Here is a 17174-nt window from a genome sequence, read left to right on the forward strand (position 1 = left end):
CTTTAGTTATTAATATAATTTTCTACGAACCACTTATAAGCCTTTTCAATACCATCTCTAAGTTCAACTTTATATTTCCAACCTGCTTCTTCAAGTCTACTTACATCAAGAAGCTTTCTAGGAGTTCCATCTGGCTTAGTAGAATCAAATACTAATTTACCTTCATAACCTACAACTTCCTTAACCATTTCTGCAAGTCCTCTTATAGTTATTTCTTTACCTGTACCTATATTAAAAAAATCATTACCTTCATATGTTTCCATTAAATAAATACATGCATCTGCCATATCTTCTGAATATAAAAATTCTCTAAGAGGTGTTCCACTTCCCCATACTACAACTTCTGGATCATTATTTTCTTTTGCTTCATGGAATCTTCTAATTAACGCTGGCATTACATGAGAATTTTCTCCTGAAAAATTATCATAAGGTCCATATAAATTTGTAGGCATCACACTTATGTAATTTGTACCATATTGTTTATTAAAAAATTGACACATCTTAAGTCCTGATATTTTAGCTAAAGCATATCCTTCATTTGTCTCTTCTAAATATCCTGAAAGTAAATATTCTTCCTTTATAGGTTGAGGACACATTTTAGGATAAATGCAAGAACTTCCTAAAAACATAAGTCTTTTAACTTCATACTTCTTTGCCATTCCTATAACATTATTTTGTATTTGTAAGTTTTCATATATAAAATCTGCTGGATAATTACTATTTGCAAGAATTCCACCTACTTTAGCTGCTGCTAAAAATACATACTCTGGTTTTTCTATTTTAAAAAATTCTTCAACTTCAATTGAATTTGTTAAATCAAGCTCACTATGACTTCTTCCTATTATATTAGTAAAGCCTTTAGCTTCTAGTCCTCTTACAATTGCAGAACCAACTAATCCTCTATGTCCTGCCACATAAATTTTACTATCTTTATTCATAATCTATCTTTCTCCTATATAAGACATTATTTTATTGGCAATATCTTTATATTGATTTTTAAATTTATAATCTTTATTGTTAATATTTAATTTATTTAAATCTTTTAATATATTTTCAATATTAAAATTTTCTTCATATTTTACTTCTACTGCTAAATTCATACTCTTTAATTTTTCTATTGTCTTTCTATCTTCAGCAATAGAATTTCTTGATAAAACAGCACATCTCTTATTAGCACATAAAACTTCTGCTACCGTTCCCCATCCTGCTTTAGTAATAACATAATCACTTGCTTTAATATAATCCTGAGTATTAGTAATTTCTTTAGGTAAATATGTTACATTACTTCCTACAATATTTATTCCTTCTGTTACTATAAAATCATAATTTAAATTTTCAACATTAATACTATTTTTTAATTCAACAGATCTTCCTACACTAATAAAAATTATTTTCTTTGTATGTTCTTTTTTGATATTATTGATACTTTCCTCATTAAAGCTTCTACAACATAATCCTACTTGTTCAAAATTATTCAAATAACTTTTCATAGTCTCAATATATAGCAAATATAAAAATGCTTTATCTGCAAGTTTATAACATTGCTTATATTTCTCACAAATTTCCTCACTTAAATGTTCTTTATAAATATCTACCCATGTAAAATTTGAAATTAATATACTCGGTATATTTAATTTATTACTACATTTAAATATCCAAGGAACAATATCACTAACAATTAAATCTACATTATAATAATGAAGGAATTCATTTTCTTTGGTTACTTTTTCCTCAAAACTATTTATATACTTTAATACATTATTCTCTAATTTAACTTTATCAATATCTAAACTTCCTTCTTTTAAAACCAAACCAGCATCCATATCCTCAAAGTAATAATCTACTCTATCATGAAACTCATTTAATAAATTTTTTATAAATTCTCCTTGATTTTTTCCTGTTTTTATTATTACTTTAATGTTTTTATAAACCTCAAGAATATACCTAATAATAGGTATATTCCTTGAAGCATGTCCAAATCCATGGTCTGAAATATAAAATGCTATTGTTTTCATTACTTAGTAACTGCAACTTCTTGCTTTGCTATAAATTCTTGTGATCCTATGCCTGCTATTTCTTTCATATCAGAATCAACCATCATTGAAACTAAATCCCTAAAGCTAACTTTTCTCTTCCATTCTAGTTCTTTTTCTGCTTTAGTAGAGTCACCCCATAAAAGTTCTACTTCTGCTGGTCTAAAATATCTTGGATTAACATCTACTAATACCTTACCAGTTGCTTTATCTATTCCCTTTTCATCTACTCCAGTTCCTTGCCATTCTATTTCAACTCCAACTTCTGCAAAAGCAAGATCAACGAATTCTCTTACAGTATGAGTTTCATTTGTAGCTAAAACATAATCTTTAGGTTCATCTTGTTGAAGTATTCTCCACATTCCTTCAACATAATCTCCAGCAAATCCCCAATCTCTCTTTGCATCCATATTTCCAAGACTTAATTTTTCTTGCTTACCAGCCATTATTGAAGCTACTGCTCTTGTAATTTTTCTTGTTACAAATGTTTCACCTCTTCTTGGTGATTCATGATTAAATAATATTCCGTTACATGCAAATACACCATATGATTCTCTATAGTTAACAGTTATCCAATATGAATAAAGTTTTGCTACACCATATGGACTCTTTGGATAAAATGCAGTTTTTTCACTTTGAGGTGCTGTATCTGGAAGTCCTCCAAAAAGTTCTGAAGTTGAAGCTTGATAAAATTTACACTTTAAGCCACTTTCTCTTATTGCATCAAGAAGTCTTAATGTTCCTACCCCTGTAGCTTCTGCAGTATATTCAGGAACTTCAAAAGATACTGCAACATGAGATTGTGCTGCTAAATTATATATTTCATTTGGTCTTATTTTTTCTATTAATCTATTTAAATTACTTGAATCTGTTAAATCTCCGTAATGTAAAAATAGCTTTTTGTTTCCTATTTTAGAATCTTCAAATAAATGATCTATTCTAGTTGTACTGATAGTACTATGTCTTCTTATAATTCCATGTACTTCATACCCTTTTTCTAATAATAATTCGGTTAAATAAGACCCATCCTGCCCTGTTATTCCTGTTATTAATGCTACTTTACTCATACTTTTTCTCCTTTAGCTCTACATAATATTGTCTTTCTATTTTTAAATTCAAACATACATAATATTTAAACTATACTCTTATAATCTCTCAGATTATCCATATATTCTTTATTAACAATATAGATACTATCCTCTGTTTCTAAAGTCATGACATCATCAATTCCAATCATAACAACTCTCTTTCCGTTATTAATTGCTATATTAGAATTTGATTCAATAACTCTTGCGTTTCCTTCAATAATATTATTGTTAATATCTTTTTTCTTGTATCTTTCAACTGATTTCCATGTTCCTATATCATCCCATCCAAACTCACTTGGAATAACATATATATTCTTTGATTTTTCTAGAACTGCGTAATCTATAGATATTGATTCTGTCTTGTGATAAGTTTTATTGATAAGCTCTTGTAGATTTTCCTCATCTACTTCTTTTATTTGATGAATTGCCTCATATGTATCAGGAGAATATTTTTTTATTTCTTCTAATATGTTTAAAGTCTTCCACAAAAACATTCCACCATTCCAAAGATATGAACCATCTTCTAAATACCTTTTAGCTTTTTCTTCATTTGGTTTTTCAACAAATTTATCTACTTTAAATACACTAATATCATCTTTTTTAGTGATTTGTTCATTATATTTTATATAACCATAACCTGTTTCTGCTCTACTTGGTTTCATCCCAAGAGTTACTATTGCCTTATTATTTTCTTCTACAAATTCATCTGCTTTTAGAGTTATGTTTCTAAAGCAATCTTCATCTTGTATTAAATGATCTGATGGCAATACTACCATAGTTGAATCTTTATAATATCTATCAATTACTAAAGCAGATAAAGCAATACAAGGTGCTGTGTTTCTTCCTTCTGGTTCAACTATTATGTTTCTTTCAGGAAGTTCTGGAAGCTGCTTTTTAACTAAATCAATGTACAATTCTCCAGTGCATACAAATATCCTTTCTATTGGTATAATAGGTTTCACCCTATTTACTGTCATTTGTATCATTGTTTCTTCACCTATTAAATTTAAAAATTGTTTAGGTTTTTGTTCTGTTGATAAAGGCCAAAATCTAGTACCTTTACCCCCTGCCATTATTAAAGCACAAAGCATTAAATTTCCCCCCCTCATATTACATTCTTGTCGCTGCAACTTCACTTCTAGCTTCTTCTAAATTTAAAACTGCCTTTCTTCCAATAGAATGATATTCAATTCTTTTCTCTTTTACATTATTAATTGCATAACAATTTCTCCCATCATATATAATAGGAGTATTCATAACTTCACTATATATATTTAGATTCAAAGATTTTATTTCACCCCATTCTGTAAATATGAATGCTAAATCTGCTTCTTTTAATGCTTCTTCTGGAGATTTTACATACTCTATTTCTGTTGGATATATCTTTTTAAAGTTTTCTTCTCCTACTGGATCATATGCAACTATTTCTGCACCTTCATCTAATAATCTTCTTACATTAGGTATTGATGGTGCTTCTCTTAAATCATCTGTTCCTGGCTTAAATGTTAATCCAAGTACTGCAACTTTTAATCCTTTTAAACTTCCAAATCTTTGTTTAGCTGCTCTAAATAATTTATATTTTTGATTTTGATTTACTTCAATTGTTGCTTTTATTGTCTTAAGTTCATATCCATTATCATTTGCAAGCCAATGAAGTGCCTTAGTATCCTTAGGGAAACAAGAACCTCCATATCCTATTCCTGCATTTAAGAATTTATTTCCTATTCTTGGGTCATAACTCATACCTTTTGCTACATCTTGAATGTCTGCTCCAACTATTTCACAAAAGTTAGCTATTTCATTCATAAAAGAAATCTTAAGAGCTAAAAAATCATTTGAAGCATATTTAATCATTTCCGCACTTCTTCTGTTTGTAACAACTATTGGTTGATTAAATCTTTCATATACTTCTCTTAAAATATTTTCTGCTTTCTTAGATTCAACCCCGATTACTATTCTTTTAGCATATAAAGTATCTTTAACTGCTGTTCCTTGTGCCAAGAATTCTGGATTTGATGCAACTTCTATATGTACATCATTATTAACATTTTCTTTTAAAAATTCTTCCACTTTATCATTAGTACCTATTGGAACTGTTGATTTAACTACAACTAAACAATCATTTTCCACATTATCAGCAATTTGTTTGCATACTCCAAATACATAATCTAAATTTGCAGATCCATCTTCTCTTTCAGGAGTACCCACCCCTATGAATACTAAATCTGCATCTTTATATGCACTTACATAATCTGTTGTAAAATCTAATCTATTTTCCTTATAGTTTCTTTTTAATAATTCATCTAATCCTGGTTCATATATAGGGGAAATTCCTTTTTTCATTGTTTGAACTTTTCTTTCATCTATATCAACACAAGTTACATTATGTCCCATTTCAGAAAGACAAGCTCCAGTAACTAACCCTACGTATCCTGTTCCTGCAACAACTATTTTCATTTACTTATCCCCCTAACTAGCATGTTCATCACCAAACAACACAAAGAATGTTTTAAATATTAACTTTATGTCAATTAATGTACTTCTTTCTTCTACGTATTTAACATCCAAAGCCATCCATTCCTTGAATCCAATATCGTTTCTTCCTGAAACTTGCCAGTAGCATGTTAATCCCGGTTTTACATAGAATCTTTTTTTCATCCACTCTTCAAAATGAATGACTTCATTTTCAAGTGATGGTCTTGGTCCAACTAAACTCATTTCCCCTTTTAATACATTTAATAATTGAGGTAATTCATCAACACTTGTCTTTCTTATGAACTTCCCAATCTTTGTTACTCTAGGATCATTTTTCATTTTAAACATTGGACCAGTCATTTCATTCCTGTCCCTTAGCTTCTTTTTTAGCTCTTCTGCATTTACAACCATTGACCTAAACTTGTACATATTAAATATAATTCCATTAATTCCGACTCTCTTTTGTTTAAATATAATAGGTCCTTTTGATTCTAGTCTTATGCATGCGGCTACTATTAATAGTAATGGACTTAATACTATCAACCCTAGCAAGGAACAAACTATGTCTATAGTTCTCTTTAAAAAACAATATCCTATACTAACTTCTCTTCTTTGTTTTTTAAACAAAACTTCTTCTGTCCCGAGATTTAATTGTTGCACCATATCTCCCCCCTTTAAGCATTTAGGCATATTCAAAAAAATACTAGATTAGTATGTTTATATATTTTTGCTTCATACTCTGGTTTATATACCCAGCTAGTAACTGATTTTGTCTTCTTATCTGAAACAAAATATACAGTACATCTTTAAACTATTATTTCTTTCATATACCTTAGGCATCTCCAAATAAATAACTAATCAGTATCCTTATCTTTTTTGTACTATGCTGCATCATCAAATGCAGCTAATATCAGTAGTAAACTACATTTACTTGCTTTTCTAGTTCAAAAAACCTTACAAATTTTTAACTAGTTATTTATTTTATAATGCCTTAATTAAATCAAGACAAATATTATCATAGGCTTGTACATAATATACCTGTACAGATTATGCAAATTTCCTATTTTAGGGCGCGAAAACACATCATATTAAAATCTTTTATAAAATAAGGATTTTAATACTATGTCTCTAACTATATATTCCTTATATTCCCCTTTTTAAATATTTTTTATATTTCTGTATTTTAACTTAATTTATTATATTTTATAGTATATTTGCCTATAATATCCTTTTTTTATAGAAATATTATAACACACTTTTCTTTTTATGTTAATATTTATTACTTTTTTATTAAATTAAATTAATCATAGAAACATTTTTAAAAATTTATTGATATATTAAAGTTTGATCAACGTACTTTTAGCATAAATACTATTTATGTTAAATAATGGTTAATTGTGATAAATTAATTTCTTAGTCTCAGCTAAAAAGTTTTATATGAGACTAAGATTTTTATTGGTACTATAACTTTATTTTTAACTCACGTTTTAAAATACAATGATCATCTTTTTAAAAATGAAAATATTGATTTCTTTTCTTTAATTTTTTCACCTGAAAATTCAACTGATTCGTTTAGTAGTATTTTCACTGAATTATTTTTAAATGTTTCTCCAAGTACATTTTGTTTTTTACCTAACAGATTTAATGCATTTCTTAATCCAGTACATCTATTAGTATTATTATGTGCGTCAGATCCAATAAAACTATATATCCCATTTTCCATAAGAATTTCAGAAGTTTTTTTAACCCTATTTCCAAATTTACCTTCTAAACTTCCTGCATTTACTTGAAATAAATATCCTTCACTTATGAATTTATTTATAAGTGAAGGGGTTTCTATAATTTCTCTATATCTTTCTGGATGAGCTATGATTGGTACAATATCTCTGATTTGAAGTTCATAAATTATATCAAATATGTTTTCATCAAATTTTCTCATTGAAAATTCTATAAGCATATATCTTGAGTCATTTAAGGTTCCTATATTTCCTTCCATATAATCTTTTATTATATTTTCAGTAAAATAAACTTCCTGTCCACTATAAACAGATATATTTAATTTATTAGTTTTTATTATTTCATTAATTTTAGCTACATGTTCTTTAACCTGATTTATATTTGCTTCTCCATATTCAAGTAAATAGTGTGGAGTAGCAATTATATCAGTTGTGCCTTCTTTTTCTGCATTTTTAAGCATATCTAAAGTCATTTCCATACTCTTAGAACCATCATCAATCCCTGGTATTATATGTGAATGAATATCTATCATAACTACTCCTCGCTTCACCTTTAAATTCCCCTGCCCATGAGCTTTATCCGATAGCTAGTATCTGTAATTTCATAAAAGCTACTAGTCCCACCTTTTTTAGTATGTTTTAAGTGAATTTTGATATTGTAGTATAAGAGCGAACTGGCATTGGAATTTGTTTTTTATACTCTCCTAAGTGAGAATCCAAAAGTGAAAATCCAAATTTTATATTTGGTTATTTGAACTTTCACAGAGTGCATTTTATATTTGGTTCTTCGAACTTACTGGACGAATGTACATGAGTCAAGTTTCATTTTAGTTTCACAATTAATTGCTTGTCAGCAATCTTTGATTGGGAACATGCATTAATTGGACTAATCTTTATTTTTGGAGTTATTAAAACAACTTCCCTTGTCCATGAGCTCTATCCGATAGCTAGTATCTGTAATTTCATAACAGCTACACGCTCCTGGATAACGACTTCTAACCCTTCATTCAAAGTGCAACTTTTTCTGAAGGCTAAGAATTCTGTTTATACTATAATATCAATTCCACATTAAAACATAACTATTAATTTTCATTATTTCCATAGTAGTAGTAATACTTACCCTTAGTGTTTTCTACTGCATGAAGTACTGTTCCTATTATATTAGCTCCAACTTTAGTTAAAAGATTTTTAGCTTCTAATACTGATTCTATCCTTGTTCTTTCCGCTCTTATAACAAGTATTGTTCCATCTACCTTTGTTGATAAAATTTGTGCATCTGTAACTGCTTGAAGTGGCGCACTATCTAAAATTACTATGTCATACTTTTCTTTTAGTCTTTTTAATAGTTCACTCATAGCTTTTGATGATAACATTTCTGATGGATTTGGTGGTAATTTTCCTGAAGGTAATATATCTAAGTTTTCATTACGTGATTGTATTGTTTCTTCTAAACTTGCCTTACCTATAAGTACTTCTGAAAGACCAATTAAATTTGATATCTTAAAGTTTTTATGTACTGCAGGTTTTCTTAAATCACAATCTACAATGATTACTTTCTTTTCATTTTGTGCAAATGATAAGGCAAGATTTCCTGATACTGTTGATTTTCCTTCTGCTGCTTCAGAACTTGTTACAACTATAGTTCTTATTTCTTTATCAAATGAGGAATATTGTATATTTGTTCTTAATGTTCTATATGCTTCTGAAACTACAGATTTAGGTTTTTGCTCAACTATAAATCCTTTATATTCTTGACTTTGAACTGCTTTTTCTAATTTTCTTCTACTAAACATACTTTCACTATCCCCCTTTAATTTAAATCATCTGGTATTGCACCAAGTACAGGTAAACCTACTAATTGTTCTAATTGTTCTTTATTTTTAAATGTATTATTCATAAATTCTAATAAGAAAGCTAGTCCAACACTAACCATTAATCCAAGTAAGAATGCTATTGCTATATTCATTGTTTTATTAGGGCTTACTGCTTTATCTGGCATTTTTACACTTTCTATTATTTTTACATTCCCATTTGGTATAAGCTCTTTTGATGATTTAATGAACTCTGTTGTAATTGAATCTACTACATTCTTAGATAATTCTTTATCTTTACTTATATATTTAATTTCTAGAATTTGAGTATCTGCTCTTGGCGTAACTGTTAAACTTTTAAGTACATCTTCTGATGATATGTTTATATTGATATTGCTACTAAGTGCTGATTTAACTAAATCGTTAGTAGTTATAACTTCTGCATATGTCTTTAATAATTTTTGATACATTTGGACATCATTATTGTTATAATTTTGATCTTGGGTGTTTTCTTTTCCTATGAACACCTTAGTGCTTGCCTCATATTTAGGTGCAATCACAAAAAAACTAATGATTCCTGATAGTAATGTTGCAATAATTGTTATTAAAATTATCATTTTCCATCTTTTCATTAGTATATTTACTATGTCTTCAATTTTTATGATTTCTTCATTTTGTATAATTTGTTCACTCATTCCCTCGCTCCTTGTAAATTGTAATTTTAAACACATTCTTGTAATATTGTAACATTTATAATAACTTATGTTAATATTTTGTTATATTTTATATATATTACTTTTTATTCCTTATATTTTTATTCTTTTTATAATATTTACAATCTTTTCAAAAGATAAATTTGAAAAATTACTTACTCCTTCTAAATTTTACCTCAACTATAATATATTACAACTTTTTGTGATATATTTCAACACCTCATTATATCTCCCTTTCTCTCTATCTTTTTACCCCTGGGGTACCCCAGGGGTAATGTGTGGATATTTTTTATATAAATATACATACTTTACATTTATGGTATTATAATGGTAAATTATAATATGATAAATATTTTACTTTTTTGGGGATTAGTTACTTGAAAATGGCTTAATTGTAATAATTCCGTGCCAAATCTATGTTGATATTGTAACTACAGTATCAGCATTCACTTAAAATACATCATAAAATTTTTAAAATAAAGGAGTCTAAAAATGAAAAGTTTAAAACTAAAAAAGTTAATAGCTGCTTCATTAGTAACATTAGTAGCTATGACAACTACTTTTTCTGAGAAAGCTTCAGCTGCTTGGAGACAAGACGGTAATGGAAGTTGGGGTTATACAAATGAAAATTCATTAGCTAGAGGCTGGAATTCTATTGATAATAATTGGTATTTCTTTGATGCTAATGGAGCAATGAAAACTGGTTGGTTTCTTGATGGAAGCTCATGGTACTACTCAGATCAATCTGGTGCAATGAAGACTGGTTGGGTAAATAATAATGGTACTTGGTATCACATGGGTGCTTCTGGTTCTATGCAAACTGGTTGGATAAATGACAATGGGGCTTGGTACTATGCTCAAACATCTGGTGCAATGAAGACTGGTTGGTTAAATGACAATGGGTCTTGGTATTATTTAAGTCCTGCTGGATTAATGCAAACTGGTTGGATAAACAATAATGGCGCTTGGTATTATACAAATGCTATTGGTGTTATGCAAAAAGGATTAGTTGAAATAAATAATAAAACTTACTATTTAAATGATAGTGGAGTAATGCAAACTGGTAATGTTACAATTAATGGTCAAACTTATACATTTGGAGCTAATGGTGAAAAAATAACTTCAAATGAAAATTCAACTAATACAAATTCAAACAATGCATCATCTACTGATTCAAATGCTGATAATTCTAGTACAAGCTCATCTGGTAAATCAGGTGGTTCTGGGGGATCAGGCGGATCTGGTGGATCAGGCGGATCTGGTGGTTCTGGAAGTTCATCTAAAGATAAAGATAAAGACGATTCTGTAAGCTATAAAAAAGTATTTGGTACTTGGAAAATTGCAAGATATATACCATCAAATATAGCTGCAGATAAAGATATAGAACCAATGGTTCCTACAGTTATTGGTGAAGATGTTACTATAAAAGAAGATAATATAAAGGCATCTATTTATTCTTTTGATGGACCTGTATTTAAATCAGAGACTTTAAGTGCATCTGATTTTAAAGATACTTGGAATGAGACTTTTGAAAACATAGGTATAAAAGGTGATTCAGTTGATTATATAACAATATATAAGAACAAAGATTCTAATACAAAAGTATATGTATTATTCGATAAAAACGGTAAAGTTTACACTATTGCTAAAGGTTATGTATTCCAATTAAAGAAAATAAAATAAATGTTTATTTTTAATTTATTATAATATAAATAAGAAAAGCTTAGTGTTGGTAACACTAAGTTAATCCTGGAACATTTTTATGTTTTAGGGGTATTGGATTTTATTTTTTGAATAGAAATAGAACGCTTAATCATTGTCAGATGGAGCGTTCTTTTCTGTTGTATTAAAACTAAACTCAAAACATTTAATGCTAAATTTAATTCTGATATCACAATTCTTAGAACTATGTCTTAAAGCCTTGTTTAACACATTTGACTACTTAATGAAATAAATTTTGGGTATAAAATTATACCTCTGGAGCATCCCAGAGGTATTTTCATAATTATGTTAACTAAATTAATTAATTTACTTTAAATTTTTGGACCATTTCATTAATTTTTTGTGCTAATTCTGCTTGATTTTGTGCTGTTATTGCTAATTGTTCTACTGATTTTGCAGTTTCATGTACTCCATCTTTTACTGCAATAATTTCTTCACTAGATTTTTGAGCAGTTTCAGCCATATTTTGAATTGCTCCACTTACTTGTCCAACTGTTGCTGTAATTTCTTCTGACATAGATGCAATTTCATCTGACATTTGACTTACAAAGCTTGAAGCATTGTAATACTCATTACCTGTTTGTCCATAAGCATCAAATTGTTCATAGACTTTTGTATCTATAAATTTTAATATATCACTACCTGTACCAACACTGCTTTTAAATGCATTTTGTACTTTTTCAATAGTTTCTTTAATGCTTGCTACTGCTTCTGATGACTGCTCTGCAAGTGTTCTTACTTCGTCTGCTACAACTGCAAATCCTTTTCCTTGTTCTCCTGCTCTTGCTGCCTCTATAGCTGCATTTAATGCTAGTAAATTAGTTTGTTCAGCAATACCTGATATAGTATCTGCCATAACTTTTATACTATCTACTACCTTTCCATCTTCTATTGCTTTTTCCATATTCTTTTGTTTTTCATCATATATTTTTCTTGTTTCTTCTATAGCTTTTTGACTATTATCTTTAACTTTTATGGCATGTTCTTTAAACTCACTTGAATTATTACTTCCAGTAGTAGCCTTTGATGATAACATATTTATGCTTGAATCTACTTCCTGAATTGATGCACTTAATTCCTCTGTTGTAGCACTTGATTCTTGTATTCCAGAAGCAATATTATTTATAGATTCATCAATTTCTTCTGCTTTTGATGACACTTCTTCAACTGTAGCTGAAAGTTCTTCTGAAGATGCACTTATTTCTTCTAACTTGTTCATGATTATTTTAACTAATTCTCTTACATTCTTTTGTGCCTTATTTAAAGCAATACCCGTTTGTGCAAATTCATCTTTTCTTGTAACTGTAATTGGAGTTGAAAAATCATAGTTTGCTAATTCTTCTGCAAATTTTTTCATTCTGTTTAAAGGTTTTTCTATATCTATTGATATAAAATATCCTATTATAATTGCAATTAAAAGACCTACTATACTTAATATTTTCATTAAAGTACTACATTTAACATATACAAAATATGTATTATCATTAACCTCTTTAGCATCATTTTCATTAATATGTATTACTTTCTCAAGATTATTCATCATGCTTTCTTTAACTGATTGTATATTGTCATACTCTTTTTGAGCTGTATCATAATCATTAAGTTTTACTGCACTAATAATATTATTTCTTATTTTTCTATACTTGTATAAATCACCTTTAAAGTTTGTCCAAAATTCTTTTTCCTCTTCTATAAAAGGTAAATTATCATACTCTTCAATATCTTTGTTAGTTTGTTCTGCTATATTGTTAATATTTTTTTCTGCCTCTGCAATTTTAGCTGGATCTTTTTCATTTAAGATAACTAAAATTTCACCTTTTACTTCACCTAAACTTTTTCTTATATTTAAAAGTCTATCAATACTTTTAAAATTCATAGTATACATTTCTTCACTGTTTTTATACACTTTTTCAAGTGCTATTCCACCTATCATTCCTACTACACAGACAAGTATTGCTACTATTAAAAATGAACCAATTAATTTTGTTTTTACTTTTGCTGTTTTCAACATAATTATGTATCCTCCCTTTTCTTTTTTATTTTAAATTTTAAAACAGTATTGATTATTTGTAGTGTAAGTGTAAACTGGTATGTATTTTTTTCTGTCCGCGAACTTAACTTTATACGCTATCTAAAATTAGTAAATTACTTAACAGCTACACACTCCTAAATAACAATTTCTTAGTAAAACTTATAAATTTGTTTACACTAAAATATCAATATTTATTTAAAGCATATTCTGTTTTAAAAATATTTTTATTCAACTCCATAATATAAATAAAATAATAAATTAAAAATAATAAATATATTCTGCATCAACTAAAAAGATTATATTTTATAAAAAGCTATAATATAAAATAAAGTCTAGCATAGTTGCATACAAAACATATTAGCATACAGATTTATTATTTCTTAATTGACTCAAACAAAATAAGTTTTAAAAAATTAATTAATATTTATTTTGCACAAATATAATTGGTTATAATTTTAGTATTTTTTTACTTTACCAATTTATTTTTACAATTTTTATTCCTTTGATAACATTTTTTGTTAAATATTAATAATACACAACATTTTATATTATATTGCATTTTATGTTTTTTATAAATAACAAATAAATATTTTGTAAATTTGAATAAATAAATACTTAATTGCAATAGTTTAATTTAAAAATTATATAAAAATTTCGTTCTAAATTATGAATTATAAAATGTACAATTTTAATTAAAAGATATCTATATTTGAATACTTTGACTAACTCACAATAACCTAATTAAAGTTTAATTTATATCTACCTTTAACAAGATCCTTTAAATAAATGTAGAATTTAAATTCCAATATATATATATTAATGAAATAAAAAAGCAGATAAGATTTTTTATTTTTTATCTTATCCTTCTAATATAATCTATAGTTTAAACTAAAATGGTAGATATATTTGCGTAGTAATACATTGTAAATTTTGATTTAGTGTTTCATCATTTCTGGAGTAAAATTTGTCACTGTTTGAACCTTTAGATGGGTTTAACAAAACATCCTCATATACATATTATTTTTTCAATGATAATCTATATAAAAAAAGAACAATTAATACGAAATGATGTATCAAGAAAAATGTGCTTTAGTATTTCTTAATTTTAATATAAGTTTTACGTTAAGAATATTGTTACTGTTTGAGTGCTTGCACGAGTTTATTTTTATGCAACTCATTTTGTCAAAGATAATCTGTATAAAAGATAATCTGCATAGAAAAATATAAGAGTATATATAATTGACGAAGGTGCATTGAAACAAGCTTTTTAGTGTTTCATTATTTGTTTAAACTGCTTAGCGTTAAGAAATAACTATTGTTTGAACCTTTAGGTGAGTTTAGTTATTTTAGCTAAGTTGATTAAACAAATGATAGAAACTCTTAAGCGTAGTTTCTTCGCAACTAAAGTCAATTATATATACTCTTTTTAACTTCTAGATTATCTTATCCAAGCTCCATTCCAGCCTAGTTTATATCCATCAACAGTTGTATTTCTTGCCATAGATCCATCTGAATACATATAATACCATGTACCCATATCATCTACCCAACCTGTTAACATTTTTCCGTCATCTCTTAAGTAATACCACTTATCACCCAAAAGCTTCCATCCTGTTGCCATATCTCCACTATAATTTAAATAATACCATGAGCCATCTAAATTAACCCATCCTCTTTGCATTGTTCCAAGTGCATCCATGAAATACCATCTACCATCAATAAAGTTCCATCCTATAACATTATTTCCAAATGAAATATATTGCCAATTCCCGTCATTAAACATCTTCCATCCTTCTCCAGAACTTGTTGCTAGTGAAGCTGAAAGTGGAGTTTCACTTAAAACATAATCTCCTACTTTATTTATTGAAAATTCTATTTCATCATCATCTACTTTAATATTTGAATCTATCAATTCTAAAGATTTTGAGTTCTTATTATAATAGTACACATACATTTTCTTATCATTATATTTTGATCCTATGTCGACTTTAACTTTTGCTTTACCCGGTAATTTTCCATCATATTTAAAGTATAAGTTAACAACGTTTGCACCATTTAAAACATTCTTTATCTCTGATTCATTTGGAGATGTTGTTTCAATTGTTGTATCCAATTTACCATCCATATCAGAAACATTTTTAATATCTTTTGTTTTAAATGTCCAAGTGTAGTCATCTCCTTCAAGTACTAAAGTTCTATCATCTTTATCCTTTAAATATTCGAAAACTTCTTTTTCTACCTTTGGATAATCAGAAACATCATAAGAAGCCTCATCATCTTTGGCATCCTTAATCTCATCCTTGATTTCATCAGTATCAGCAGTACTTCCAGAACCCCTACTTGATGATCTATGAGATCTGTGGGAACTTCTTTTATCAATACTGCCAGTTCTATCATTAACCTCTATTGTTTCACCATTTACTGTGACTTTTGCAATTACTTTTATATATTTATCTTCATCCCTACTAACTATCTTATACTTCTTATCTCGCTCGCCAGAAATACTATCGAAATCTCCATCTTTTTTCTTACATCTATACCATTCATATTCTACTTTATCTGGAGTTACAATACTTCCATTTTTAGAAGCTGTTACATCAGCTTCTAAAGTCTTACCAACTCTTTCACTTCCTGAAATTGATACTTTTGCTGATAAAGCTTTTTGAATTTCTACCTTTAATTCAGTTTTAGCCAAAACGATATTACCATCATTAAGCCATTCATATTTACAAGTTGGTAATATTCCTTCACTCTTAGGTATCCAAGTTCCTTTACTATCTTTAGTTGCTACTTCTATATATTTAATGTATTTACCATCAAGTATCTCATCATTGTTTGATAATTTTAAATTTCCTGATAAATTATAAATATTATCACTATTTTTTAATAAATCTTTTATTTTACTTATACTAACTGCTGGAGATGTAGTAACTTTGGGTGTAGTAAATTGAATTACTATATAAGCTTTATTAAATGTTGATTGATCATTTCCTTTTAATTTTTCTAATGCTGTAATATTCTCCTTAGTAAAATTATTAGGCACTATTATATTTACCGCACCAGATGTTGTAGTCTGAACTTTTATATCTGCTTTTTCATAATCTTTACTTTTAGAACATATTGTTGTGACCTGCTCAGTTTCTTTTACCTCATTATTATTAATATCCTCTGCATAAGCCTTAGTATTAACTCCCTCAAATTTTTGTGCAATTCCACTTGCCTGTACTCCTGTTATCGCTACAAGAACTAATGCTAATGTCTTTGCATGCATATTTCTTTTCATTAATTATCTCCCCCTTATCTTTTCCATTACCTTTATCATTTCATATACGCCTGTGGTAGCACAGTGATATATTTTTTCCATACAAATGCACTTCTTATATAATTATAACATTAATGTAAAATATTTTCATATAAAGCATGAAAAATATCCTTAAGTAGACTAATAACAATCTACTTAAAGGGGGTAAATTATAATAATTTAAACACTCATTTTAAATATATAAAAAACTAAAAAGAGACCCCCATTAAGGGAGTCTCCTAATCAATTGCTATTTGTACTTA

Annotated in this window: 12 protein-coding genes; 1 reads left to right on the top strand and 11 read right to left on the bottom strand. The window is 27.9% G+C overall.

Going from position 1 to position 17174, the window contains the following annotated elements; genetic code table 11:
* Positions 1-2: 2 nt before the first annotated feature.
* From ACYUET_RS07450 to ACYUET_RS07490, 9 genes are all read right to left on the bottom strand, one after another.
* Positions 3-938, bottom strand: a complete 936-nt coding sequence (locus tag ACYUET_RS07450; RefSeq protein WP_460278679.1) for a GDP-L-fucose synthase family protein — start codon at positions 936-938, stop codon at positions 3-5.
* Between the two features lie 3 nt (positions 939-941).
* Complete coding sequence (locus tag ACYUET_RS07455; protein ID WP_460278680.1) at positions 942-2015, bottom strand: glycosyltransferase; 1074 nt, start codon at positions 2013-2015, stop codon at positions 942-944.
* Positions 2015-3100 carry a GDP-mannose 4,6-dehydratase gene (gene gmd / locus ACYUET_RS07460; RefSeq protein WP_460278681.1) on the bottom strand — a complete coding sequence of 362 codons (1086 nt, stop codon included), beginning with the start codon at positions 3098-3100 and terminating at the stop codon, positions 2015-2017. The genes ACYUET_RS07455 and gmd overlap by 1 nt, the downstream gene beginning before the upstream one ends.
* A 65-nt stretch (positions 3101-3165) precedes the next feature.
* Positions 3166-4212 carry a mannose-1-phosphate guanylyltransferase gene (locus ACYUET_RS07465; protein ID WP_460278682.1) on the bottom strand — a complete coding sequence of 349 codons (1047 nt, stop codon included), beginning with the start codon at positions 4210-4212 and terminating at the stop codon, positions 3166-3168.
* Positions 4213-4231: 19 nt separating this feature from the next.
* Positions 4232-5578, bottom strand: coding sequence for a UDP-glucose dehydrogenase family protein (locus ACYUET_RS07470; RefSeq protein WP_460278683.1), 1347 nt, complete (start codon positions 5576-5578; stop codon positions 4232-4234).
* Positions 5579-5590: 12 nt separating this feature from the next.
* Complete coding sequence (locus ACYUET_RS07475; RefSeq protein WP_460278805.1) at positions 5591-6256, bottom strand: sugar transferase; 666 nt, start codon at positions 6254-6256, stop codon at positions 5591-5593.
* Between the two features lie 841 nt (positions 6257-7097).
* Positions 7098-7865 carry a tyrosine-protein phosphatase gene (locus ACYUET_RS07480; RefSeq protein WP_460278806.1) on the bottom strand — a complete coding sequence of 256 codons (768 nt, stop codon included), beginning with the start codon at positions 7863-7865 and terminating at the stop codon, positions 7098-7100.
* Positions 7866-8414: 549 nt separating this feature from the next.
* Positions 8415-9125 (bottom strand): CpsD/CapB family tyrosine-protein kinase, encoded by a 711-nt coding sequence (locus ACYUET_RS07485; RefSeq protein ID WP_460278684.1) that lies wholly within the window; start codon positions 9123-9125, stop codon positions 8415-8417.
* 17 nt (positions 9126-9142) lie between these two features.
* Entirely contained in the window at positions 9143-9838 is a 696-nt protein-coding gene (locus ACYUET_RS07490) for a YveK family protein (protein ID WP_460278685.1), read from the bottom strand.
* Between the two features lie 510 nt (positions 9839-10348).
* Between ACYUET_RS07490 and ACYUET_RS07495 the strand changes: the two genes are divergently transcribed.
* Positions 10349-11539, top strand: coding sequence for an N-acetylmuramoyl-L-alanine amidase family protein (locus ACYUET_RS07495; protein ID WP_460278686.1), 1191 nt, complete (start codon positions 10349-10351; stop codon positions 11537-11539).
* Between the two features lie 340 nt (positions 11540-11879).
* Here the strand turns inward: ACYUET_RS07495 and ACYUET_RS07500 are convergent, their stop codons facing one another.
* Positions 11880-13589, bottom strand: a complete 1710-nt coding sequence (locus ACYUET_RS07500; protein WP_460278687.1) for a methyl-accepting chemotaxis protein — start codon at positions 13587-13589, stop codon at positions 11880-11882.
* A gap of 1459 nt (positions 13590-15048) precedes the next feature.
* Positions 15049-16893 carry an N-acetylmuramoyl-L-alanine amidase family protein gene (locus tag ACYUET_RS07505; RefSeq protein ID WP_460278688.1) on the bottom strand — a complete coding sequence of 615 codons (1845 nt, stop codon included), beginning with the start codon at positions 16891-16893 and terminating at the stop codon, positions 15049-15051.
* Positions 16894-17174: the final 281 nt, after the last annotated feature.

The organism is Clostridium sp. CTA-5 (assembly GCF_054768135.1).

What these genes read in the sequence shown, in the direction of transcription:
- ACYUET_RS07450 (WP_460278679.1), bottom strand. Translation starts at nt 938, where the DNA reads ATGAATAAAGATAGTAAAATTTATGTGGCAGGACATAGAGGATTAGTT.
- ACYUET_RS07455 (WP_460278680.1), bottom strand. Translation starts at nt 2,015, where the DNA reads ATGAAAACAATAGCATTTTATATTTCAGACCATGGATTTGGACATGCT.
- gmd (WP_460278681.1), bottom strand. Translation starts at nt 3,100, where the DNA reads ATGAGTAAAGTAGCATTAATAACAGGAATAACAGGGCAGGATGGGTCT.
- ACYUET_RS07465 (WP_460278682.1), bottom strand. Translation starts at nt 4,212, where the DNA reads ATGCTTTGTGCTTTAATAATGGCAGGGGGTAAAGGTACTAGATTTTGG.
- ACYUET_RS07470 (WP_460278683.1), bottom strand. Translation starts at nt 5,578, where the DNA reads ATGAAAATAGTTGTTGCAGGAACAGGATACGTAGGGTTAGTTACTGGA.
- ACYUET_RS07480 (WP_460278806.1), bottom strand. Translation starts at nt 7,865, where the DNA reads ATGATAGATATTCATTCACATATAATACCAGGGATTGATGATGGTTCT.
- ACYUET_RS07485 (WP_460278684.1), bottom strand. Translation starts at nt 9,125, where the DNA reads ATGTTTAGTAGAAGAAAATTAGAAAAAGCAGTTCAAAGTCAAGAATAT.
- ACYUET_RS07490 (WP_460278685.1), bottom strand. Translation starts at nt 9,838, where the DNA reads ATGAGTGAACAAATTATACAAAATGAAGAAATCATAAAAATTGAAGAC.
- ACYUET_RS07495 (WP_460278686.1), top strand. Translation starts at nt 10,349, where the DNA reads ATGAAAAGTTTAAAACTAAAAAAGTTAATAGCTGCTTCATTAGTAACA.
- ACYUET_RS07500 (WP_460278687.1), bottom strand. Translation starts at nt 13,589, where the DNA reads ATGTTGAAAACAGCAAAAGTAAAAACAAAATTAATTGGTTCATTTTTA.
- ACYUET_RS07505 (WP_460278688.1), bottom strand. Translation starts at nt 16,893, where the DNA reads ATGAAAAGAAATATGCATGCAAAGACATTAGCATTAGTTCTTGTAGCG.